Annotated in this window: 24 protein-coding genes and 1 pseudogene; all 25 read left to right on the top strand. The window is 45.8% G+C overall.

Annotation, left to right across the window (positions count from 1 at the left end):
* Window positions 1-201: 201 nt before the first annotated feature.
* On the top strand, window positions 202-606 hold the full coding sequence (locus tag QF049_RS17010) for a hypothetical protein (RefSeq protein ID WP_143786500.1): 405 nt from the start codon (window positions 202-204) through the stop codon (window positions 604-606).
* Window positions 607-761: 155 nt separating this feature from the next.
* A complete protein-coding gene (locus tag QF049_RS17005; protein ID WP_105597655.1) occupies window positions 762-1,520 on the top strand; it encodes a tyrosine-protein phosphatase in 759 nt (252 codons plus the stop codon).
* 38 nt (window positions 1,521-1,558) lie between these two features.
* Complete coding sequence (locus QF049_RS17000; protein WP_047841966.1) at window positions 1,559-2,308, top strand: YveK family protein; 750 nt, start codon at window positions 1,559-1,561, stop codon at window positions 2,306-2,308.
* Window positions 2,289-2,966, top strand: a complete 678-nt coding sequence (locus QF049_RS16995; protein ID WP_091033856.1) for a CpsD/CapB family tyrosine-protein kinase — start codon at window positions 2,289-2,291, stop codon at window positions 2,964-2,966. The genes QF049_RS17000 and QF049_RS16995 overlap by 20 nt, the downstream gene beginning before the upstream one ends.
* A gap of 190 nt (window positions 2,967-3,156) precedes the next feature.
* A complete protein-coding gene (gene galU, locus QF049_RS16990) occupies window positions 3,157-4,059 on the top strand; it encodes a UTP--glucose-1-phosphate uridylyltransferase GalU (protein ID WP_036611572.1) in 903 nt (300 codons plus the stop codon).
* Window positions 4,060-4,094: 35 nt separating this feature from the next.
* Window positions 4,095-4,755: pseudogene (locus QF049_RS16985) on the top strand (sugar transferase).
* A 34-nt stretch (window positions 4,756-4,789) separates the two neighbouring features.
* Window positions 4,790-6,166: an O-antigen ligase family protein gene (locus QF049_RS16980; protein WP_307539078.1), complete on the top strand. Its 1,377-nt coding sequence runs from the start codon at window positions 4,790-4,792 to the stop codon at window positions 6,164-6,166.
* Window positions 6,163-6,621, top strand: a complete 459-nt coding sequence (gene pssD / locus QF049_RS16975; protein ID WP_036611329.1) for a PssD/Cps14F family polysaccharide biosynthesis glycosyltransferase — start codon at window positions 6,163-6,165, stop codon at window positions 6,619-6,621. Before QF049_RS16980 ends, pssD begins: the two co-directional genes overlap by 4 nt.
* Complete coding sequence (gene pssE / locus QF049_RS16970; protein WP_307539076.1) at window positions 6,618-7,097, top strand: PssE/Cps14G family polysaccharide biosynthesis glycosyltransferase; 480 nt, start codon at window positions 6,618-6,620, stop codon at window positions 7,095-7,097. Before pssD ends, pssE begins: the two co-directional genes overlap by 4 nt.
* A 38-nt stretch (window positions 7,098-7,135) precedes the next feature.
* Window positions 7,136-8,203 (top strand): glycosyltransferase family 4 protein, encoded by a 1,068-nt coding sequence (locus QF049_RS16965; RefSeq protein WP_307539074.1) that lies wholly within the window; start codon window positions 7,136-7,138, stop codon window positions 8,201-8,203.
* 21 nt (window positions 8,204-8,224) lie between these two features.
* A complete protein-coding gene (locus QF049_RS16960; protein WP_307539072.1) occupies window positions 8,225-9,169 on the top strand; it encodes a glycosyltransferase family 2 protein in 945 nt (314 codons plus the stop codon).
* An 11-nt stretch (window positions 9,170-9,180) separates the two neighbouring features.
* Window positions 9,181-10,203 carry a glycosyltransferase gene (locus tag QF049_RS16955; RefSeq protein WP_076209611.1) on the top strand — a complete coding sequence of 341 codons (1,023 nt, stop codon included), beginning with the start codon at window positions 9,181-9,183 and terminating at the stop codon, window positions 10,201-10,203.
* A gap of 43 nt (window positions 10,204-10,246) precedes the next feature.
* On the top strand, window positions 10,247-11,152 hold the full coding sequence (locus QF049_RS16950) for a glycosyltransferase (RefSeq protein WP_307539070.1): 906 nt from the start codon (window positions 10,247-10,249) through the stop codon (window positions 11,150-11,152).
* 8 nt (window positions 11,153-11,160) lie between these two features.
* The gene (locus tag QF049_RS16945) at window positions 11,161-12,537 is read left to right on the top strand and encodes a lipopolysaccharide biosynthesis protein (RefSeq protein ID WP_062833046.1); all 1,377 of its coding nucleotides are present in this window, start codon (window positions 11,161-11,163) and stop codon (window positions 12,535-12,537) included.
* Complete coding sequence (locus tag QF049_RS16940) at window positions 12,524-13,552, top strand: polysaccharide pyruvyl transferase family protein (protein ID WP_307539067.1); 1,029 nt, start codon at window positions 12,524-12,526, stop codon at window positions 13,550-13,552. Before QF049_RS16945 ends, QF049_RS16940 begins: the two co-directional genes overlap by 14 nt.
* On the top strand, window positions 13,549-14,931 hold the full coding sequence (locus QF049_RS16935) for a sugar phosphate nucleotidyltransferase (RefSeq protein ID WP_307539065.1): 1,383 nt from the start codon (window positions 13,549-13,551) through the stop codon (window positions 14,929-14,931). The genes QF049_RS16940 and QF049_RS16935 overlap by 4 nt, the downstream gene beginning before the upstream one ends.
* Before the next feature lie 32 nt (window positions 14,932-14,963).
* Window positions 14,964-16,295 carry a UDP-glucose dehydrogenase family protein gene (locus QF049_RS16930; RefSeq protein ID WP_307539063.1) on the top strand — a complete coding sequence of 444 codons (1,332 nt, stop codon included), beginning with the start codon at window positions 14,964-14,966 and terminating at the stop codon, window positions 16,293-16,295.
* A 13-nt stretch (window positions 16,296-16,308) separates the two neighbouring features.
* Window positions 16,309-17,229: an LCP family glycopolymer transferase gene (locus QF049_RS16925; protein WP_307539061.1), complete on the top strand. Its 921-nt coding sequence runs from the start codon at window positions 16,309-16,311 to the stop codon at window positions 17,227-17,229.
* A 21-nt stretch (window positions 17,230-17,250) separates the two neighbouring features.
* Window positions 17,251-19,410, top strand: a complete 2,160-nt coding sequence (locus QF049_RS16920) for a WD40/YVTN/BNR-like repeat-containing protein (RefSeq protein ID WP_307539059.1) — start codon at window positions 17,251-17,253, stop codon at window positions 19,408-19,410.
* 31 nt (window positions 19,411-19,441) lie between these two features.
* On the top strand, window positions 19,442-20,005 hold the full coding sequence (locus tag QF049_RS16915; protein WP_307539058.1) for a VanZ family protein: 564 nt from the start codon (window positions 19,442-19,444) through the stop codon (window positions 20,003-20,005).
* Window positions 20,006-20,089: 84 nt separating this feature from the next.
* Window positions 20,090-20,611: a hypothetical protein gene (locus QF049_RS16910; protein ID WP_307539056.1), complete on the top strand. Its 522-nt coding sequence runs from the start codon at window positions 20,090-20,092 to the stop codon at window positions 20,609-20,611.
* Between the two features lie 294 nt (window positions 20,612-20,905).
* Window positions 20,906-21,157 (top strand): hypothetical protein, encoded by a 252-nt coding sequence (locus tag QF049_RS16905; RefSeq protein WP_143760279.1) that lies wholly within the window; start codon window positions 20,906-20,908, stop codon window positions 21,155-21,157.
* 32 nt (window positions 21,158-21,189) lie between these two features.
* Window positions 21,190-22,098, top strand: a complete 909-nt coding sequence (locus QF049_RS16900) for an ABC transporter ATP-binding protein (protein WP_047841976.1) — start codon at window positions 21,190-21,192, stop codon at window positions 22,096-22,098.
* Window positions 22,091-22,882, top strand: a complete 792-nt coding sequence (locus QF049_RS16895) for an ABC transporter permease (RefSeq protein ID WP_307539053.1) — start codon at window positions 22,091-22,093, stop codon at window positions 22,880-22,882. The genes QF049_RS16900 and QF049_RS16895 overlap by 8 nt, the downstream gene beginning before the upstream one ends.
* A gap of 178 nt (window positions 22,883-23,060) precedes the next feature.
* Window positions 23,061-24,134, top strand: a complete 1,074-nt coding sequence (locus QF049_RS16890; RefSeq protein ID WP_307539051.1) for an AI-2E family transporter — start codon at window positions 23,061-23,063, stop codon at window positions 24,132-24,134.
* The last annotated feature ends 29 nt before the right edge of the window (window positions 24,135-24,163 follow it).

Here is a 24,163-nt window from a genome sequence, read left to right as displayed (position 1 = left end):
GTCCAAATACCGCTTGACATGATACGTATTGTATCGTAAATTGGACGTATGGAGTTACAAAATGTATCATTTGGAATATTTTAAGTATCTCCTAGTTGCCTGGACCATATACCTGTGAGAAGGAAGTGGAGGCAGTCCATGTAGGCTAATCCATTCTAAAGGAATGAAACCATGTATTCAATAATTCAGGAATGGGCTGATATGAAATTAAATGTCCATATGTACATTCAGGAGTTTCAAGGGAAAATGGTAGACCGTAAAAGACGCCCTGTTCTGTTACTTGGAATGGACACTCAAGCAATCACCTTCCTGAGCGACCTGAACTTGCCGGTATCATCAGAAATGCTCATTGGTTTGGATGTTGAAGATCAACATGTATGTGTAAGACTTCACGCAAGGTTGCAATGGAAACAGCCCTTCGGAGAGCTCACAATGTATCATTCAAACTTGCATATTCAGCACGAACAGAAACTATATATAACTGGACAGTTAAACACAATGCTTACTGAAGTTCAGTTTCCCGCGGTTTCCCGTTTTCAGTATGAAAAGGCAACAGAACAAAAGGCTCTGCAGGAACCCTATCATTACATTGATTTCACCATATAATTCCAAGTCGATTCTTAACATTTTCTGAACAAAACATGTACTTAACGCCATTTTACTATATTTCATAGCGTTATGCATTAGTTCTTTAACACCAAAAGCATTTGCGCAATGAATAAAGGGGCGAGGGGGCTCATACTATTTCAGGAAGTTTGGATATGGTTGAAATGCACTGCCACATATTATCCGGCCTGGATGATGGTCCTGTTCGAATGGAGCAGTCCGTTGCGATGGCTGAGAAGGCGGCAGCCTCAGGAATTACCTCCATTATTGCTACTCCGCATCACCTGAACGGGCAATACAACAATGAACCGATGGTGGTCAATCAGGCCGTGAACCTGCTTCATGCAGAACTTCGCAAACGTAACATTCGCCTGGAGATCCGTCCCGGACAGGAGATCAGGGTGCATGACAACCTGATTGGAGACTTATATGCAGGAAAGTGCTGCACACTCGCCGGAAGTCGTTACATGTTGCTGGAACTGCCCTTTGGTCATATTCCCTCACAGTTCCCCAGGATACTGCATGAATTACGAATAGCGGGAATTACCCCTATTATTGCTCATCCGGAACGCAATCGTGTCATTTTGAAGAAGCCAAGGTTGTTGGCTGATTACTTGAGTCAAGGCGGGCTATGTCAGCTTACGGCTCAATCTTTCACTGGGCTTTTCGGACGGAAAGTTCGGCAGTGGTGTTTTCATTTTTGCAAAGAAAACGGGTTTCATTTCATTTCATCAGATGCACATGATACGTGCAAAAGGACATTTGCCATAAGTGAAGGAGAGCGGGCCATCGAGCGTCGATTTGGAGCTGAAGCCGTTAAGCGGCTGGCAGAGAATGCGTCGCACATTCTATCGAATTCGTGTCTGGTCACAGAACGCTGGAAACCTCGCAAATGGCTACTGTCCATCTGGTAGTTACATAGGATAGATCACAACGTATAGGAGGAATGAAAGTGGAACTGAAAGGATATTTTCGACTCTTACAAAAGAAACTGTGGTTGATTGTTGCAATTGCTTTGATAGCCGGTGTGGGTGCAGGGGTTAAAAGCATTTTCTTCACCCAGCCCATCTATGAGGCAAGTTCCAAACTGATCGTGAACCAGACCTCTAATGTTCAAGGCCAGGCGATGATGGATTTCAGCATGATTCAAACCAATATCAAACTCATTAACTCATACAGAGAAATTATTAAATCTTCCGCCATTATGGATAAAGTCGCTACTACGTATCCAGACCTGGGCTTAACCTCTGCTCAGCTCATGAATAGCACCTCCGTCTCTACAGCCAGCGAATCCCAAGTGATGAGCATAACTGTACAAGGGACTACCTACGAAAAAGCCGCAAAAACGGTCAATGCCATCTCCAACGTGTTCCAATCTCAAATCCCCCTAATCATGAAAATCGATAATGTGGCTATCCTCAGTGAAGCAAAAGTGGATAGTAACGCATCTCCAATCAATATGAAAACCACATTAAGCATCATTGTCAGTCTGTTCGCAGGTCTTGTGCTCGCGATTGCACTCGTATTCCTGCTGGATTATCTGGATGACACATTCAAATCCGAAGCTGAACTTGAAAAAGAGCTGGGCCTGCCTGTGCTTACAGTGATATCCAAAATGAAAAAAGACGATCTGAAAAATACGAAAAATTACGTATCTCAACAGAAAGTGGGGGATGGCAAATATGTCGCGGCTAACCAATGAAAATAACAGTCTGGTGACCTATTTTAACTCCAAATCTCAAATCTCGGAGGGATACCGTAAATTACGGACGAACATCCAGTTCTCCTCAATCGACAGTCATATCAAAAAAATCATGGTGGCTTCCGCCGAATCCGGCGAAGGCAAGACCACAACCATTAGCAACCTGGCGGTAACCTATGCCCAGGAAGGCAAAAAAGTTCTGCTGATTGATGCGGATCTGCGTAATCCTTCCTTGCACCAGGTGTTTTCCGTACCCAATCATATCGGTCTTAGTAGTGTGCTGTCTAATCAGTACAGTGTGGAAGACGTGCTTAGAGAGAGCTATATCGACAATCTCCAATTGTTCACTTCTGGTCCAATTCCGCCGAACCCTTCCGAGATGATCGGTTCCAACCGGATGAAAAGGCTGATCGAGAAGTTAGAGGATCAATATGATGTCATCATGTTTGATACACCGCCGGTGCTAGCGGTAACGGATGCACTCATTGTGAGTTCGCTGTGTGATGGCGTGCTGCTGGTCGTGAACTCGGGCAAGGTCAAGAAGGAATTAGTGAAGAAGACCAAGGCTGCTCTGGAGCATGTGAATGCACGAATCCTGGGCGCAATTCTGAACAATATCAAAAACGTTGCAGTTCCGGTGGGCTACGGAGAGAAGTAAACCTTCCATCCAATGCTCCCAAGTAAACAGGTAATGTCTACTGCACCTTTATCACTGTAGGCACTCGGTCATGCTGTGGGTTCAATGAACCTTAGACGTTAATCGTCGAAGGTATGACGTGAGGACGGGTTAGATGCCCTGGTTCAACTTTTATCAAACTAAAAAAAAAAAAGAGGATAGGGTGGTATTTATGAAAAAAGTGAGAAAAGCAATCATTCCTGCAGCTGGACTAGGTACACGATTTTTGCCAGCCACAAAAGCGATGCCCAAAGAAATGCTCCCTATTGTGGACAAACCAACTATACAGTATATCGTTGAGGAAGCCATTGCCTCTGGAATCGAAGACATCATCATCGTAACTGGTAAGGGGAAACGGGCAATTGAAGATCATTTCGACAACGCTTTTGAATTGGAACATAACTTGCTGGAAAAAGGGAAGCTGGGCCTTCTTGAAGAGGTTCGCAAATCCTCTAACGTGGATATCCACTACATAAGACAAAAAGAGGCCAAAGGACTTGGTCATGCTGTCTGGTGTGCACGTAACTTTATCGGTGACGAACCTTTTGCCGTGTTGCTCGGAGATGACATCGTCGTATCGGAAGTTCCATGCACCAAACAATTGATTGATCAATATGATCAGGTTCAACATTCCATTGTTGGCGTACAAACCGTACTTGCTGAACAAACAGACAGATACGGCATTGTGGACCCGCTTCAATCGGATGGCCGTTTGACAGAGGTTCTCAGGTTCGTAGAGAAACCTGCCCAAGGCACAGCGCCTTCCAACCTGGCGATTATGGGGAGATACGTACTGAGTCCAGAGATTTTCGAACATCTGGAGCAACAAGAGATTGGTCAAGGGGGAGAGATTCAATTAACAGATGCGATTCAGCGCTTAAATGAGACACAAGGAGTGTATGCTTACGATTTCGAGGGAGTACGTTATGACGTGGGCGAGAAACTGGGATTCATTTTGACAACCATCGACTTCGCTCTGCAAAAACAGGAACTTAGAATTCCAATGCTGCAAGCTCTGCAACAGATTTTGGAAAAAGAGTCGGTAGAACATGTAGCTGGGGGGGAGTTTGAATGAGTCCATCTCCCCAATCGAAGGAAGCGGAGATTGTTATGGACCCAAGTCTGGGGTACAATGCATCAACGATGTCAGGACAAAATGCGGATAAAGTGTATCTATTTATGAAAAGAATGCTCGATTTGCTGGGTTCTTTCATAGGTTTGATCATTTTGTGCCCCTTGTTTGCGGTCATCGGATTACTCATCAAAATCGAGGCCCCGCAGGGGTCTGTTTTTTTTCGTCAGGTACGGGTCGGACAGAATGGAAAAGAGTTTCACATGTACAAATTCAGGTCCATGGTTGCGAATGCAGAAGATCTGCTGGAACAGCTGATTGATCAGAATGAAGTGAACGGGAGATATGTTCAAAATGAAAAATGATCCCCGTATTACCCGGATTGGAAAGTTCATTCGGAAAACCAGTCTGGATGAGCTGCCACAGTTGTGGAACGTGTTCAGAGGAGAGATGAGTCTCGTTGGACCCAGACCGGCTCTGCCCAGAGAAGTGAAGAACTACACTTCCTATGACAGACAACGCCTTCAGATGATCCCGGGATGTACGGGATTATGGCAAGTCAGCGGTCGAAATAGTGTTGGTTTTGAGGAAATGGTGGAGCTGGATCTGACATATGCCCGTGAGCGCAGCATGATGGTGGATATCAAAATTATCTTCAGAACGTTCAAGGTGCTGGTAGGTTCGAAGGATGCGTTTTGAAACACGATTCTGGCTTTGAGGTGGCATAGCAGATATGCAAAAGACCGGTATACTTGCTGCATTAAATATGAAGTCGTTTAATATCATTCTTTTTTCGCTGGTAATTGTCTTCGCAGCAATCTATCTTCCGCTAGTCTCGGTTGTTGCACTCATAGCTGTGATTCTGCTGGGCGTTTATATTAAACAGCCCAGCTGGATTTTTATGATTCTCATCGTAAGTTTTTCATTGTCCATTGACAAAATATTTAGCATTCATCTGGCAGGACTGGATTCGCTGTCCTTCTACAAGCTGGCGATTCTGGGTTTTGTCGTCTCTCTTTTTTTACGCTTTGGTATTCGCAAAGATCTGATATATCCTGCACTGGCGATTGGTTTTTTATTTGTGGAGAGTTATTTTCTATCGGATCTGCCCAGTAAGGTTAGTCCGCTCGATCCATTCAAGGCCTTTCTGGGAGTCATTGTTCCTTTTTTGTTGCTGATGCCCCATTTTTCAAGAGAAATCAGTCAACGAATTATACGTGTACTCGCATGGTTGCCGCTGTTCAGTCTGGCTGGTGGTTATATTCTGCAACTCGTCGGCATATTGTCCATTACTAACCTGGAGATGTCGGGTGTAACCCGGTTACAGGGAGCTAACATCGCCGCGCATCTGGCCATGTTGTGTTTTATCTCGATCTGTGTCTGTCTGATTCAGATCAAGCAAGGCCATCAGGTTGTTCTGTATTACATGCTTACCTTGACACATCTGGTCATTCTGGTCCAGACGGGAACAAGGGGGCCACTTATTGCGCTTATTCCGATTATTCTGGTCTATCTTTTTGATCAACTGAAAGCCTTCATCAAAGGCAGAGTCAGTGCCATTATTCCTCTCATTCTGTTCGTTGTCGCTGTGGCCTATATGGTGATTGCGCAGTGGGACAATTATGAGATGAGGTCAGAGAGCAAAGGGCTGTCGGGAAGGGATGTAGCCTGGAATTATTTTATTGGCAAAGCAAATGAGTATCCGATATTTGGACGTGGACTCGGCTCAACTCTCGTAGCAAATGATGGAAGTATTTTTTCTGGATTCGTTGTTCCTCATAATGAATACATTCGTTTTTATTACGATGGCGGGTTAGTTGGAGCCATCCTGTTGTTTCTATCGCTGCTGCTGGTGTTTCGGGCTGTTTACTTCCGATTGGGCGGCATGATCCGGTTGTATTTTGCCGGTATGATTATCGGTTTCCTGACCTATTCCTTTTTTGACAATACCCTGTCCACGGTTCATCTGATTGCTCCATTCTGTATCTTCCTGAACGCGTTATATGCTACGGGAAATGGAGTTCATTCCAAGTCAGGGGCTGAAGCAGAAGTGGATATACAGATACAGCGAGCCAAGGACGTATCCTTTTCAAAGGAGATTAGAACATGAAGGTCTGTTTGATCAGTTCTACAGGCGGTCATTTTGATGAATTAACCAAAATTATTCCTGCGGTTGAAGAACATGATTATTTCCTGATTACCGAGAAGAATAAAAGCAGAAAAGTAGATTCTGCACAGGGCAAAGTATACTTCTTAATGCAGCAAGAGCGTAAAAATGCGATGTTCTTGCTAATCTTTGTGGCTAATATTATCAAGTCGTTCTTTCTATATCTGCGTGAGCGTCCAAAGGTGATCATTACAACAGGGGCCGGTGCTACCTACCCTTTTTGCCTTATCGGTAAAATCTTCGGTGCCAAGCTGATTTATATCGAAAGTTATGCCAAAATCTATTCCTCCAGCGCAACCGGGAGATTGATGTACAAAATCTCGGATGAGTTCTTCATCCAATGGGAAACGTTGCAGGATAGCTATCCCAATGCAAAATACAGGGGGGCTTTATTTTGATATTTGCTATCGTTGGAACCCAGCGGTTTCCCTTCAATCGGATGTTTGAGCTTATTGATGAGGCGATTGAGGCAGGAATTATTGAAGAAGAGGTTGTTGCCCAATCTGGATATACCGAGTATCAGCCGCGAAATTTCACTGTGATTCCTTTCCTCGCCCAGGAAGAGATGAATGAATATGTGGAACGCAGCAGATGCATTATTTCTCATGCGGGTGTTGGCTCCATTACAAATTGTCTTGAACGCGGCAAGCCCGTTATTGTCATTCCACGCCGGAAAGAATGGGGCGAGCATGTGGATGACCATCAGCTTGAAATCTCCAAGGTTTTTCAGGAAAACGGCTATGTGGCCGTCGCGGAGAGTCGGGCTGAATTGCAAAAGTTGGTTCCTTGCATAGAGGAGCTGACGTTCCAGCCCTATGTGAGAAAACAGTCTGATCTGATCTCATCCATTAAAAATTACGTGAATAGTCTGTAAGTGGTCTGAAGATTAACCATGAAAAAAAGGAGTCTATCATGAAACCAAAAGTATTGGTTGTTGGATCATCCTTGAAGGATATGGGCGGAATTGTGAGTGTCATCAAAAACATTGAGGATTCCTCCATCTCGGAAATGTACGCCATGCAGCGGGTCGAAACGTATATCACGGGCAGCGTGTTCTCACGGCTGCTTATTTTTATACGGGGATTCATTCAATTCTGGATGAAACTGTACACGTTTAAGCCGGATATCGTGCATATTCATATGGCGAACAACGGGAGCTTTTATCGGAAGTCTCTATTTCTGCTAACGGCACGAAAGTTGTTTCGAAAGTCAGTCATTCTGCATATTCATGCGGCCAGCTTTGCTGATTTCTACAATCAATTCGCTCTGCAGCGCAAGTATTGTCACTACATTCTGAATCAGGCAGATAAGTTGATTGTCTTGTCCCAGACGTGGAAAGAATACTTTGCTACGATTGTGCCGGAGACAGCGATTGAGGTTCTTTATAACGGGGTCTTTGTCAAAGAACCGTTTGTGAGAGAACAACAAGCAGCCGTTAATGCTCTCTTCATGGGCAGACTCGGTGAGCGAAAAGGAGTCTACGATCTGCTTCAGTCCATTCAGCAATTGAAGGCGCTAGGCGTTACAGCTACCTTCAATCTGGCAGGGGATGGTGAAGTCGAAGAAGTCAAAGCAATCGTGCAGCAGTATGGAATAGAGGATCGTGTCAATGTACTCGGCTGGATTAACGGAGAGCAAAAGGAAAAGCTGATGCGGGAAGCGGATCTACTGGTCCTGCCTTCTTATCATGAGGGATTACCTATGGCCATACTTGAAGCAATGAATTGTGGCTTGCCCATTATATCGACCACCGTCGGAGGCATCCCCGAAGTGATTACATCCGGTCATAATGGGCTGTTAATCGAGCCGGGAGATGTGCACGGGCTGACATCAGCGCTGGAATACCTCATCACGGATGAAGAGGTTAGAGCAAGAATGGGTTCGCATAACAGAGAGATTATATCGGATAAGTTCGATATGAATCTTCTCGTAGGCAGATTATCAGGAATATATGATGCACTTCAAGTGAAGGTATCCTAGTGAACAGGAAAAGGTGATGAAATGAACCCCTTGGTATCTTGCATCATTACGACCCATAACCGGGCCGATTTATTGAAAAATGCGTTGAGAAGTGTACGAGAGCAAACACATCCGTATCTGGAAATTTTCATTGTGGATGATGGATCAGAAGATCAGACGCCAGAGATCTGTCAGGCTTGGGCCCGGGACGATTCACGGATTCGGTACATCCGGGTTCCATATCCCAAAGGAGCCAACCATGCACGGAATGTAGGGATATCCCAAGCCAATGGCAAGTACATTGCCTTCCTGGATGATGATGATGAATGGATGCCTGACAAAATAAAAACTCAGGCGGAAGTGCTGGAACGAACCCAGGAATCATTCACTTTTTGCAGCAAGTATCTCGCATACACGAATGAGCAGCATCAGGTGGTCAAACGGAAATTGTCGGTGGAGCCTCGTGATGTTGTGCGGTATGAGGATCTGCTTACATTCAACTGGATCGGGGAAACGTCCAAAATCATGGTACTTACCTCGCTTGCCCGTGAAGTTCGATTCGATGAAAATCTGACATCCGCTCAGGATTATGACTTTTATCTGCGCATATTGAAACGAGGCTACATCGCCGTAAATGTGAAAGAACCGCTCGTGGATATCAATATCCATAGCGGGCCGCGCATTTCAACCTCCACAACGGCCAAGTACAAAGGCCAACGCAAGATTATTTTGAAATACTACAACGATATGTCCAAGGAACAGAAACGCCGCCAATTACATCATTATCGAATGCTCGAATGGTCGAGAAATACTCTGCGCAATAACGTTTATTTGAAAAAAGCACTGTCGCTGTATCCCTGGTGGAAAGATTGGGTGCTGCTCAAGCGTAATACCAAAATTATGATGCAAGGATTTTTAATGAGATTTCATGCAAGGCGCGCAGTTGGAACGTATACAGAGGAACCTGTGCGAATGAAACTAAAGTAAGAGGTGTCTGGATGGAAAATCCGACGGTGTATATGCTGCCCAAGATGATTGAGAACAATAAATTCAATGAGCTGTTATCCGATTCCATTGAGAACAAGGGATGGGAAGTGAAACAGTTTACCAAAAGAGATCTAATCAAACTGAAAAAAAATGATGTGCTGCATTTTCATTGGCCCAGCTTCTATTACAGAGGTTCTTCCGTGCTGACAACCGTGATCAAGTCCATTCTGTATGTATTGATGATTTGTTTTGCACGCTTGCGAGGGGCCAAATTGTTCTGGACGGTGCACAACATCTGGCCACACAACAGCGGCAAGACGCGGTTCGATTATTGGATGAGAAAAATACTGGTCCAAAATTGCTCCAAGCTGATTGTCATGGGTAAACCCTTGATCTCTGAGATCTGTTCGACGTTTGGGATTGATTCCAGCCGGATCGAGGTTATACCGCATGGACATTACAAGGGAGTGTATCAGGGGAAAGGCGTGAATATCCGCTCCCGGTTTGGCATCCCGGAGGATAGTTATGTGTATGCTTTCTTCGGTCAGGTGTCGCCTTACAAAGGCGTGGATGATTTGCTGGAGGCATTCAAGGATCTGGATTCCGAACAAGCCCATCTGTTGATTGCTGGCAAAAAGGTAAAGGATTATGACCTTGGAGATGAATTTCTCAAGAGTGGACATATTCATACCCATTTTCATTTCATCGAAGATGATGAATATTCGGACTATTTCGATGCAGTCGATTCGATCATTCTCCCATACAAGCAAATTGCAACTTCCGGTAGTGCGATTCTGGCATTGACCTTCTGTAAACCGGTGGTGGCACCACGGATTGGCTTATTGGAGGAATACCTGCCCGAAGATTGTGCGGTCCTCTACGAACCTTCGGATCCGGATGGATTGCTTAAAGCGATGAATATGATCCGATTAAAACAATCGGAGTTTCAGGAAGGCAGTGGTTTTGTCAAAGCGTTGGAGCGGCTGGATTGGCCAGTGATTGCCCAAAGGACACTTACCCTGTACTCCAGTTAGTGCAGATGAACGGGTGGACCTAATTGAAAAATATGGGGATGAAATGATGAAGGTAACCGTCGCGATCTGTACGTATAACCGTGCACATGATGCGGTAGAGGCCATACGAAGTGCAATACAACAGAATTACGCAAGCAGCGACTATGAGATCATACTCATTGATAACAATTCGAAAGACAACACACGGGAAATCGTGCTCCAAACCATCTTGCAGCATGAAAACCATTCGATCCGTTATGTGTTGGAAGAAAAGCAAGGTTTGTCTGTAGCCCGTAACCGGGCCATTCACGAGGCGCGCGGCGAGTATATCCTGTTCCTTGACGATGATGCCTTTGCTTGCAGGGATTGGATTCGCCAGATCGTTAGCGTGTTTGAGATGAATGAAAACATCGGTTGTGTCGGAGGCAAGATTGACCCGATCTGGGAAGTGCCTGAGCCAATGTGGATTCCACCGGAGAACAGGTCGCTATTCACCATTCTGGATTTTGCAGATGAAGTCACTGAAATGAAAAGTCCTTATATTCCATTTGGTGCAAATGTGGCTTTTCGTTTATCTGTCTTTGATCAACTGGCTCCCTTCCGTGAGGACCTTGGAAGAGTGGGGAATAATCTTCTCTCCAGTGAAGAGAGTGAGTTGATTGCAAGAATACGGACAAAGTTCAAGGTATATTACACGCCGTATGGCGCGGTACAACATAAAGTAGCCAAAGAGCGAACGACAAAGAACTGGTTTCTGCGCCGAATCTATTGGCAAGGTGTGAGTGATGCCATTCGTGATCAGGATCGTGGTGTTGTGCGTACGGCCAAACATGGTATCAAGCTTGCACAGGGGATCACAACCTCACTGATCTACATTTATAATGCAGATCGGTTCACACGTCAGCTTGCCAAAGTATGTTACCGAAACGGCATGATTGTTGGGTCGCTTCGTCAAAACAGTAAGGGATGAGGATCGCTATGGCGCAAGTTGCACTTCGCAAAGTATTCAGAGGAAACGGCTTAATGAGTGCCATATTTCAGACAAGTGGAACCAATCTGCTGGTCATGACACTGACGATGTTGTCTTCCATTTTGACGTCACGTATGTTCGGTGTGGAGGGAAAGGGTGCATTCTCGGCCATCCTGTTCTGGCCAGCGCTCTTAACCGGTTTGGTCGGATTTGGACTACCAACTTCTATCATTTATAACATCAAACAGAGCGCAACCGAGAAGAGTGCACAGTATGTTCGGTTAAGCTTTCTTTTTCAAGTTCCGGTGTGCATCATCATTGGTATTGTGGCCTGGTTTGGGTTACCTTTCTGGCTCTCCAGCTTTCCGCCGGAGGTCGTGCAGATATCCAGATGGTATACGATTGCTACCGTTCCTGTACTTATTGTCATCAATCTCATATCAGCCCTCTCGCAGAGTCGGGAGAAATTCGCTGTATATAATGGTATCCGGTTAATGATCCCCCTGTTTAATGTAGGCGGGCTTTTTGTGTTATGGGGTCTGGGCATGCTGAGCATTCAGCTCGCGGCTGCGATCTATTTTGTAACCAGCTTCTCAGTGGTGGCGTGGGCTATCTATGCGAACCGTAATGAATTAAGACTGAGATGGTTCAAGGATCGGGTGGACCAGAGTTCGGCCAAGAAACTTTTTGGTTATGGCAGCAAGGTGTATGGCGTTGAATTGTTAGGAACGCTGTATACCCAGTTTGATAAAATCATTATTTTGGCTTTGCTCACCCCGCGTGATTTTGGACTGTATTCCGTCGTATTTGCGTTATCCCGAATCTACAATGCCGTTCAGACGGCGATTAGCAATGTTGTTTTTCCAAAAGTGACCGGATTGCCCCAAGAGCAGATTATTCGAACAGTTGGCAGAGCCTTCCGCATCTCGCTCATGGTCATGATGATCATTGTAATACCCACTATGTTTGTGGGGAACTACCTGATGGGTCTTCTGTTTGGCTCCGAATTTTTGGAAGCAAGCGTTGCATTTTATATTTTGGCTGTTGAATGCATCATTGGTGGTGGCTCCTGGATTCTGGCATCCGCATTTAATGCACTTGGTCGGCCTGGACTTGTGATGATCAGACAGCTCATTGCACTCTCGGTGACGGTGGCTTTGTTCTTTGTATTCACCCCGCTGTGGGGGCTCAACGGAATTGCGATTGCATTATTGATCGGGTCCATTGTGCGAATGGTGGTTACTGTGGCCGCCATGAAAATTGTATTTAAGGTAAAGTTTGCCGCCATGTTCTATGACAAAGAAGATTTGCCGTTCCTCTATGAACGGTTAAACAAAAAAAGAAGAAGAGTCACCCAAGGAGGAGATGGAGATGCTGGGCACTAACAATATTCATCCAATGGAAGAGTTGAAGGGACATTTACGTCAGATTTTGAAGGTCATTCCACCTCGTACCGAAATCTATTATTTGGATTACCCGGTGCATAGTAACGGTGGCGACTTGTTGATTATGAAAGGTACTGAGGCTTTCTTCCGGGACAATGATATTCATGTACGTGCCAGATACAGCATTCTGGATTGCCCTTTGTCCCTCAAGGTTCCGGAAGGTATCACGATTGTGTTGCACGGGGGAGGTAACTTTGGTGATCTGTACCCTGCCCATCAGAAATTGAGAGAGCGCATGATTGCCCAGCATCCGAATCACCGGATTGTCATTCTGCCACAGACGATGTTTTACAAGAGTGATATTGAATTGAAGAAGACAGCCCAAGTATTCAATCGTCATAAGGATGTACACTTTTTTGTCCGGGATACCTTATCTTATGAGATAGCCAGTAAAGAATTTCAACAAACAAATGTCTATCTGTCTCCTGATATGGCGCATCAATTGTGGCCTCTTAAGTCCAAGAGCAAGCCTAGTGCAGAGATGTTGTATTTCTTCCGTAAAGACATTGAGAAAACTCAGAATCAGGTGCATTACGAATCCGTCAGTGGACCTAAGGCCACGTTTAAAGACTGGGAGACATTGTACAACCGGGTAGACCGGAAGATCATTCGCATGATTACATCCCGGTTAAAGTCAGGAAAAGGCAGCTCTTTTGCCCGCTGGTTGTGGTACAAATACTCTGATCGGATGGTACATACGGCCATTAAGGAATTCAATAAATACCAAACCATTACGACATCCCGTCTGCATGGACATATTCTGGCCTGTCTCCTGGATCAACCGAACATCCTGCTGGATAATTCATACGGCAAAAACTCAAATTATTATGCAGCTTGGACCAAGAGCAATCCGGCAGGCAGACTGGAGTCCAATCAGACCAGCACATATAACAAACCAACCGAGACCGGCAAGGGAGCAAGTACGGTTGTGTTGTCGGATGGTGCAGCCCTATGAGAAGTATTCTGTTATCCGGCGGTTCTGGCAAGCGTCTCTGGCCGTTATCCAACGATTCCAGATCCAAGCAATTTCTTAAAGTTCTTCATGGGCCAGAGGGAAATCCGGAATCCATGGTACAGCGGGTATGGCGACAGCTGAATCATGCCGGACTTGCATCAGAGTCGCTTATCGCGACCAGTTTGCCACAGGTGGAGATTCTGACTTCTCAGCTGGGAGACGATGTGAGACTGGTTGTGGAGCCTGAGCGCAGAGATACGTTTCCTGCGATTGCGCTGGCAGCCTCCTATCTGTATTCCGTAGAGAGTGTGAGTCTGAATGAGACAATTGCAGTGTTGCCTGTAGATCCCTTTGTTGAAAAAGAATTCTTCGAAGTGCTGGCAACCTTACCGGAGATGCTTGATAAGTCTGGTGCTGATCTGGCCTTAATGGGAGTTGTGCCCACGTACCCGTCAGAGAAGTATGGATACATCATTCCGCAATCCCTATCTTCCAGTGAAAATAACAATGAATACGTGAATGTAGCGAAGTTCCAGGAGAAACCCTGCGAATCCGATGCGGTCCTCATGATTGAGCAGGCCGCATTATGGAATTGCGGGGTTTTTGCTTTTAAGCTGGGTTATTTGATCAATCTGCTCATTGAGATGGAACTGCCGATCCAGTATGACGAAATGCTGAAGCAATACGGAAGATTAAACAAGATCAGTTTTGATTACCAGGTTGTCGAGAAGGCAAATCAGATTATCGCTATTCCGTATAACGGTTTCTGGAAAGATCTAGGCACGTGGAACACACTCACGGAAGAGATGGGAAGCTCGGTTGTAGGAAAAGGGTGGATTACGGGAGATTCCCTGAATACGCACCTGGTCAATGAATTGAACATTCCGGTTGCCATATTGGGATTGTCGGATGTGGTGGTCGCCGTGAGTCCGGATGGCATTCTGGTCAGTGACAAAGAAGCCAGCCCACGGATCAAGGAAATCTTGAAGAATGAGGATCAACGCCCCATGTATGAGGAGCGTAGGTGGGGGTGCTACCGGGTTCTGGATTACACAAGAAACGAAGCTGGCGGCGAGGTTCTCACCAAACGAATCTGCATCAGTGCCGGGAAAAACCTGAGTTATCAATACCATTTGCTTCGCAATGAGGTATGGACGGTTGTATCGGGAACAGGGGAATTGATTCTGGATGGGCAGAGCCGAATGATCGGGCAAGGAGATACGGTGATCATTGACCGGAGTATGCTTCATTCCGTCAGAGCCGTTACGGAACTGGAGATCATTGAAGTACAGATCGGCAGCCAGCTGATTGAGGAAGATATCGTTAGAGTGTCTACCGAATGGCAGGATATTGTTCAGACATATGTGAAGCACGCGTAACCAACACATTAGAACATGGGGGAGATTATGGAATGAATATTACGGTGATTGGCACAGGGTATGTGGGTTTGGTATCGGGCGTATGTTTTTCGGAACTGGGAAATAACGTGATCTGTGTCGACAACAATGTGGAAAAAGTGAATATGTTAATGGACGGTCATGTTCCGATCTATGAACCGGGTCTGAAGGATATCATGAATGCCAATATGAAAGCAGGAAGGCTGTCCTTCACCACGAACATTCAGGATGCTATCAGTCGTTCGGATATCATCATTATCGCGGTGGGTACGCCATCCCTGCCTAATGGCGAAGCTAATCTGAGCTTTATTGAGCTTGTCGCGCGAGAAATAGGTTCTTATATGGATAATTATAAAATAATAATGACTAAAAGCACTGTTCCTGTCGGAACGAACGATCGTATTCAGGAATGGATCAGCAGTTTGACGAATCATCCATTCGACATGGCATCGGTACCGGAGTTCCTGCGAGAAGGTACCGCTGTACAGGATACGCTTTATCCTGACCGGATAGTCATTGGGACACATAGTGAGCGGGCAGTCGCCACGTTGAAAGAGCTGCATCAGCCATTAACCGATCAGATTATTGTTACGGATATTCGTTCGGCCGAAATGATTAAATATGCATCCAATGCTTTCCTGGCAACCAAGATTTCATTTATCAACGAAATCTCTAACATCTGTGAGAAAGTAGGAGCAGATGTCAGCCGCGTTGCCGAAGGCATGGGCTATGACAGACGAATCGGTGCCTCCTTTCTCAAGGCGGGCATTGGTTACGGAGGTTCCTGTTTCCCTAAGGACACACAGGCTCTGATTCAAATTGCAGGTAATGTGGATTATGACTTCAAACTGCTGAAGTCCGTGGTGGAAGTGAACAAAGATCAACGCTTCAACGTCATTCGTAAACTGGAAGACGCACTAGGCTCACTCGAAGGGAAGGAGATTGCCATCTGGGGGCTTGCTTTCAAACCGGATACCGATGATGTTCGTGATGCTCCGGCGATTGAGATCATTCAGCGTTTGCTTGAGCAGGGGGCAGTGATTCGGGCGTATGACCCCATCGCTACCGAGAACTTCCGCAAAGAGGTGGATTCCCCATCCATTACGTGGGAAGAGCGTGCCATGAAAGCGGCGGAAGGTGCTGATGCACTCTGTGTTCTGACGGAATGGAAAGAGTTCATGGAGGTTAATCTGACTGATTTGGCAGCGCATATGAGTCAACCCATCCTGATCGATGGAAGAAACATCTACGGAGAAGATCAGATTAAAGATACATCCTTCCAATACTACTCTGTTGGTCGTCCAGGTCTAACCAATATCGATGGTAGAAAAACGGCAGTCATCTAACGGAGGCCATAACATGAGACGCGGGATCAAAATAACATTAGGTGCCATTTCCCTTGTTGCAGTTGTCATGATTGGATATTCTGTGTATCTGTATTCGCATGTTAAATCAGCGGCGGATCAAATGTATGAACCCCGGGAACCCATCAAGCAGGTATCTATTGTTGACCAGCGGGGTGGGGGAGATTTCCCTGTGGACATGGAGAATGAAGAACCTTTTAATGCTTTGATCCTGGGTGTGGATGAACGTTCCAATGATCGGGGGCGCTCCGACACCATGATTGTATTAAGTGTTAATCCTGCGAAACAATCCGCACTTATGTTTAACATCCCCCGAGATACCAGAACGAATATTGTTGGTCACGGCACCGAGGATAAGATCAACCATGCCTATGCTTTTGGGGGCGTTAACATGTCTGTGCAAACGGTGGAACAATTGCTTGATGTTCCCATACATTACTACATGAAAGTGAATATGGAGGGCTTTGCACAAGTCATCGACATGGTGGGTGGAGTGAATGTGAATAACCCGTTTGCATTTGACTATGAGGGTTACCGGTTCGAGCAAGGGAATATTCATCTGGATGGTGAAGCTGCTTTGGGATTTTCGCGGATGCGTTATGATGATCCGAAGGGAGATCTCGGGCGGAATGACCGTCAGCGGGAGATCATCAAACAAGTGCTGAAGAATACGGTTCAGGTATCCAACGTGTTGCAACTGGAGACGTTGCTGGACGAAGTCAGTGCTCATGTCAGAACCGACGTTACCTTTGATGAGATGAAGCAGATGTTCTCCAAATATCGTTCGGTACTGGATCATATTGAATCCGTTGAGATTAAAGGCACGGGCAAGAAAATAGACGGAGTGTATTACTATATCGTGGATCAGTCGGAACGAGACAGGGTACATCAGATGATTGAAGAACATTCAAAATGATCGGATAGGGCGGTGAACCAGATGCGTATCTCCAGGCTAATGAAATTGTCCCTGATTGTGCTACTAATGTATATGCTCATGATACCAGCAAGTACAAATTATGTTCAATCAGCTCAAAACTATCAGTGGAATAATATACCTATTGGTGGCGGGGGGTACGTTACGGGGGTGGTCATTCATCCGACTGAGCCTGATCTGGTTTACGCTCGAACTGACGTTGGAGGAGCTTACCGCCTGGATGTAACTTCAGGAGATTGGGTTCCGCTACTAGATCATTTTGGAGATGAGGACAGCAATCTGTACGGCGTGGATGGAATTGCGCTGGATCAGCAAAACCCCAATGTCGTGTATATCGCTGCTGGGAAGTACGGGAACGTGGGGCCGAGCGATATTCTGAAATCCACAGATCGGGGAGAGACCTGGATTCGAACCGGACTTAATCTTCGGAATGAATCGAATGGAAATATCCATCGAGCCATGGGAGAGAGCATCGCGGTTAATCCCACGAACTCCAATTACCTGCACGTGGGTACACGATATGATGGATTGTACACTTCCAGTGATGGTGCAGCAACGTGGAGCAAGGTATGGGATGTACCGAGCGGGCTGTCCGGTGAGGGAATTCGGAGTGTAGCTTATGGATTGAATCCCGTGACGAAGCAGGGTCAAGTTGTGTATGCGGGGGTTCGCGGTATTGGTGTGTATAGCAAAGCACCAAGAAGCAATGGGCAGACCACCTGGCAACTTACCGGGAGAAGTCCCGAATATCCTGCACGTATGACTGTGGCGAAGAACGGGACGTTGTATGTGACCACGGATAATCAAGGCGTCTACAAGTACAATGGTGTGCAGTGGACGAATATAACACCCAGCTCCAGTTACTCATCTTATTATGGAATCACGATTGATCCCAATAATGATAATCACATCCTGGCAGCCGTTCGAACAGGCGGAGATAATCTGCCACTGTATCGTTCCGTTAATGGCGGACAGAGTTGGACAACAGTGAGCAAAACGTTGGTATCCAAACCTTCATGGTGGACACCCAACATGTTTTTCTCAGCGACGTCTAGTATCAAGTTTGACCCACATAACCCGGGCACCGTATATGCTACAGACTGGTTTGGCGTATACAAGACAGACAACATTAATGGTACAAATGGATTGACTGGAAGTACTGCGAGTACCTGGGAAGCCATTACCGATGGTCATGAAGAAGTCGTTGCGCTGACTGCATCCACACCCCCTCAAGGTGTTTCATTTTTTAGCGGTTTAACAGATCAGATCGGATTTAGACATGAGAATGTATCCGATGTTCCTCTCAATAAAATCCCGCTCGCGGGTATGCGAGAAATTGTAAGTATTGACTATCATGAAGCAAATCCGAATTACATGATATTTCTGGGAAGCAGCGACTGGTATGGTACGACCACACGATTATTTGTCTCTTCCAATAACGGAGTTACCGTAACTCCAATGAATGTTCCGGCTGGCTCCAAACTGGGGAGGGTCGCCTACTCGGCCATTAATCCGAATGTAATTGTTTATTACCCCCAGACCGGTAATCCGGTCAGAAGCACGAATCGTGGCGCAACCTGGCAAAATATGAACGGTGCCCCTTTTCAGGCTATCGGGGGGAATATGGTCTTTGCCTATAATCATCCACTGGCTGCCGATCGCATCAATGGATATAAATTTTATATGTATGCTGCTGGTTATCTGTATCGCTCAACGGATGCGGGTGCCAACTGGTCCAAAGCCAATGCGGTTCGCCTTCCTGTTAATACGGATATCAATACGAGTTCCATTAAAGTCGAGGCTGCACCTGGTGTGGCGAATGCCGTATGGGTAAGTTTGGGAACTGATGGACTATATGCATCGACCAACTCGGGAAATACATTTTCCAAGATTCAGGGTGTACAGAATTCCAAATTATTTGCCTTTGGAAAGGCTCAGCCAGGCAAATTGGTTCCAGCCGTCTATGTATATGGCACCGTAAATAATGTGAATGGATTCTTCCGTTCAGATGATATGGGGGCAACCTGGAACAATATAGGTCCTTTAGGTGATGGAATCGGGCTGGGCAATGAACCGCAAATTATGGTGGCAGACCGTCAAATCTATGGTCAGGTATATGTAGGTACAAATGGCAGAGGCATGTATGTTGGATCAATAGAATAACGATAGAGATATGAAAGTGGTGAAGATCAAAATGATGGAGGAGGGCTCCGGACGCACGAGACAAAAGCATGTACGAAGAACGTACGGATTTCTCATTGCTCTGCTGTTGATTGTGATCTGGATTCTGGTCATCTGGTCCATGTCCACGCAATCCTCTCAACAGCAAGACATTCAGCCTTGGCTTCATAAATGGTCTCAAAAATTGCACATCGGTTTTACACTTCCTGATGTGCAATTCACTTACGGGGAGTATGAGTATTCGCTGAAGCAGCGGCCGTATGATTTTGCAGAGTTCGTCTTTCGCAAGAGTGCGCACTTATTTGTATACGCTGTGCTCGCCGTGCTTGTTTACGGCGGGCTACGGTACAGAAGAACATCCCTTGTGACCAGTATCGTTTCTGCTCTGGCTGTGGTGTTTGTCATAGCCTCCATTGATGAGTATATTCAGCAGTTCAGCCCGGACCGGACAAGCTCGATACGTGATGTTGGAGTAGACTTACTCGGCGGCTGCTGTGGGATTGCCATATATGCAGGACTTCAGTCCATGATCCGAAGGATCAGGAAGGGAAAGTGTACTTCCATTCACAGCGAGTGATTTCCCAGGAAATTAGATGTATCGTTCAACTTCTACTTGTCTGCCATCCATCATAAGTATGGAGTAGGACAAGGAGGACTGGACATGCTGCGAAGAAGGAACCGCAATGCTTTGCTCAAAAAGATCGGGTTCATCACGATCATTGTATTATTGCTGTGGTTGATTGCCAGAACCATTCCGTATTTGTTTCAGGCAGATACAACGGATGAAGCTGCTGCTGTTGCCGAAGAGTTTTACAAATATGAGCAGACGGGTGACTTCGGCAGTTCATGGGAACTCTTTCATCCCCTGATGAAAGAGCGGTTTCCCAAGAGTGCTTACGTACAGAACAGAGCACATATATTTATGCAGCATTTTGGCGTGGAAACGTTTGAGCTGGAGATGGAAAAGCCGGAGCGCGAGTTCGATGTAACCGTGATCGATGGCGTTAAGCCATTTTCTGAAGCCTACAGAATTCGGGTCACCCAGAAGTACTCAGGTACCTTTGGCCAATTCGATATTGTGCAGACCTGTTATCTGGTAGAGGATGGCGATGAGTGGACCTTACTCTGGTATTATCCAAATCAGAAGAATGAGGATACCTCGCAGATCGACAATAGTGACTGATCAGGAATCGTGGGCATCGTTGTGAAAGAGACGATTGGAACTCCGTCATAATGATATTAACCCATACATTGAACCGAATTGTATCATTTACCTAACATGAAGCTCCATGAATGCGAGACTTTTGTCGCATTTATGGAGCTTTTTTTGCGTTTTGCTTGTTTTCATGCCTGTAAAGCCTTGACATTAGTCCCGGTGTCAAGTAAATTACGAGATAGATACAAAATGTATCAATTTTCAGCGTCTAACGACAAATAACAAGGACTTCTAAGCTCCTTGTGAGGGGAAGGAATATCATTGATCGAAACGGGCCGCTTTTACTGTGTCAGTTGTGGGATGATTGTGTCGGTCACTAGAAGCTCTGTCGAAATGAAGGAAGAGGGCAATGGAGGCAATCACGTATTTCGCACCGGATTCTACCGGAGTGAAATGCCGCTTGGATGCTGTGAAGCGTGTGTAGTTGAAGCGAAACGTCAGGGGAAATCCCAGTTTGCGGGACAATATACTAAAGATTATGATACACTATGTTCATATGAGAAACGGGCATGAGTTATGTGCTCGTCCATGAAGGAGGGGATTGAATGCAGCAGGAGCCGGTCGTCCGGATTCAGGGCGTCAGCAAAATCATATCCTCCCGATCATTGGTCAGCGACCTGACTCTGGATATTTCTCCGGGGCAGGTTTTTGGTTTTTTAGGACCTAATGGCGCGGGGAAAACAACAACGATTCGGATGATGGTTGGACTGATGTCCATCAGTAAAGGTGACATTTTCATCTCGGGACACAGTGTGAAGAATGAATTTGAGAAGGCGGTAGCCCAGGTAGGAGCTATTGTGGAAAATCCGGAAATGTACAAGTTTCTGACCGGGTACCAGAATCTCGTTCACTTTGCCCGCATGTCGCCGGGAGTTACCAAAGAACGGATTGCGGAAACGATTGAACGTGTGGGGCTTACGGCCCGTATTCACGATAAGGTCAAAACCTATTCACTGGGCATGCGCCAGCGTCTGGGTGTCGCGCAAGCGATATTACATAAACCGAAGCTGCTTGTACTGGATGAGCCGACCAATGGTTTGGACCCACAGGGTATACGGGAACTGAGAGATTATTTGCGTCAGCTCACCCAAGAGGAAGGCATTACGGTCTTTGTATCCAGTCATTTGTTGTCAGAGATGGAGCTGATGTGTGATACGGTGGCCATCATCCAGAATGGCAAGTTGATTGATGTAAGAAACCTTCGGGCTGAAGCCGGTTCGGATGCATTAATCGAAGTTGCTTTTGAGCTGAATGATGCTGACCGCGCTGCGGATCTGATTCAGGGTGCTGTCGTACAGGGCAATGTCCTGGTGATGCGGGTGTCTCGTGAGCAGATTCCGGATATCAATGCCAAGCTGGTTAGCGAAGGGTTTCAGGTATACGGTATTCGTAACGTGACTCACACCCTGGAAGAACAATTCTTGCAAGTCACTGGGGGTGGAGGCATTGGGTAGTTTTGGTAATCTGATATTGAACGAGAATATGAAAATTTTCCGTCGTCCCCGTACCTGGATCATGTTATCAATTCTGGCGCTGATCTCGCTATTAATGCCAGTGTTACTGCGAGAAGGGATGGGGTCCAATGAAGTTTTGTACTGGGAAGCGGCTGTAACGACCATCCAGATTACGTTTTTCCTGAACACGATCTTCTGTGTCGTGATTGCAGCGGAATCGGTCGCGGGCGAATTTACCTGGGGAACCATTAAGCTATTGCTGATCCGTCCATGGTCACGAAGCAAAGTTCTTGCTTCCAAATATCTGACCGTCGTTGGCTTCAGTATTCTCAGTACATTGCTGGTCATCGTGATGGCCATGCTAACGTCTTATATCCTTTTCTCGCATGATGCTCCGGGAGGAAGCAGTAGTCCGGCTACGAATGCTCTGACGTTATGGGGGTATTTGTACGTTGATCTGTTCATTACGCTTGCGATTGCCTTTATGGTGTCTTCCGTATTTCGTTCAGGTGCACTTGCGATTGGATTATCCCTGTTCATTATGTTCTCACAGAGTATCTTCTCACTCATATTTAATCCGGTCCGTTATGAGTGGGCCAAGTATGTTCTATTCAACAACATGGATCTTAGCAAATACATGACCTCCGGGGCGGATTTTGCGCTAATGGGTGGTCCAAGTGCAGGAATGACACTGGGTTTTTCCATTGCAGTTCTGGCGGTGTATTACGTTATTTTCATGGTGATTTCCTGGGTTGTATTCAGCAAAAGAGATGTGGCAGGCTAACGCCTGCTTCTTTTTTTTGTTCCAATGCTGTTTTGGAAAGAAAAAAAAAGTGTATATTCAGCATCGCCTGTGGCATGACTGTCATTTAAGGGTACTTAGTATCATAAGTAAATGACTAGATATACATATGAACGCCGCAGTCACTTTGGCAGAGCAGCGCATGGAGGGATCATGTTTCTTGATAAATAACAAGTTCTACCGCATATGCACAGCGATAATTCTGCTGCTGCTCATCGTGTATCTGGGGGATAAAGTGAACTTTATTTTCAGCCCGCTGACCTCACTGATTCACATCATCATCATTCCGCTGCTGATTGCTGGTTTCTTCTATTATCTGCTGCGCCCGCTCGTCGATTATATGGAAAGGCATAAGATCAAACGTGCATTGTCAGTTCTGATTATTTATGTCGTAATTGCACTAATACTTGCAGGTTTTAGTGTGCTTGTATGGCCTTCCCTGCGTGAACAATTGATGAATTTCGTGGAGAATGCTCCAGCGTTGGTCACTTCACTCAGCGATCAGTTGAATGCACTTGAAAGGAGCAATTTTGTATCCAGATACCTGCCTGATGATTCCAATCTATTCTCACGATTATCCGATGTTCTGAGTCAAGGGATCACTCAGGTAACCGATTATGTCTCCGGGTTATTCTCCGTGGTATCCAATCTGGTTATTATTCTGGCAACGTTCCCGATCATGTTGTATTACATGCTCAAGGAAGGCAGCAAGTTTGGAACGAATCTAACCTTATTGTTGCCAAGACATTATCGGAAGGATGGGGAAGAAACCGTCCATGAGATTGATGAAGCACTAAGTAATTATATTGTTGGCCGGGTTATTGTTAATGTAGCCTTGGGGATTCTGATGTACATCGGTTTTCTCATCTTAGGTTTGCCTTATGCTTTGCTGCTGATCGTTGTATCCATCATTCTGAACTTCATCCCTTATGTGGGTGCTTTGCTGGCAGCTATTCCGGTTGTCATTGTTGCGTTTATTGAATCACCTTCGATGGCGATCTGGTCCCTGGTCATCATTGTAATCGCACAGCAAATTCAGGATAACCTGATCTCACCTTATGTCTATGGCAAGCAGCTTGATATTCATCCACTGACTACCGTTATCCTTTTGCTCGTGGGTGCTGACCTGGGAAATATCTTGGGTATGATCATCGTGATTCCCCTATATATGATTCTGAAAATTATAGTTCGCAAAATCCATTATCGGATTGTCGAAGATAAGACTGAAACTTAAATGGAATTTGAAATACAACGCTGTCATGT

Source organism: Paenibacillus sp. W4I10 (assembly GCF_030816325.1).
GTDB lineage: Bacteria > Bacillota > Bacilli > Paenibacillales > Paenibacillaceae > Paenibacillus > Paenibacillus amylolyticus_B.
Note: the sequence above shows the minus strand (reverse complement) of the source record. Positions and strands in the feature narration are given on the sequence as shown.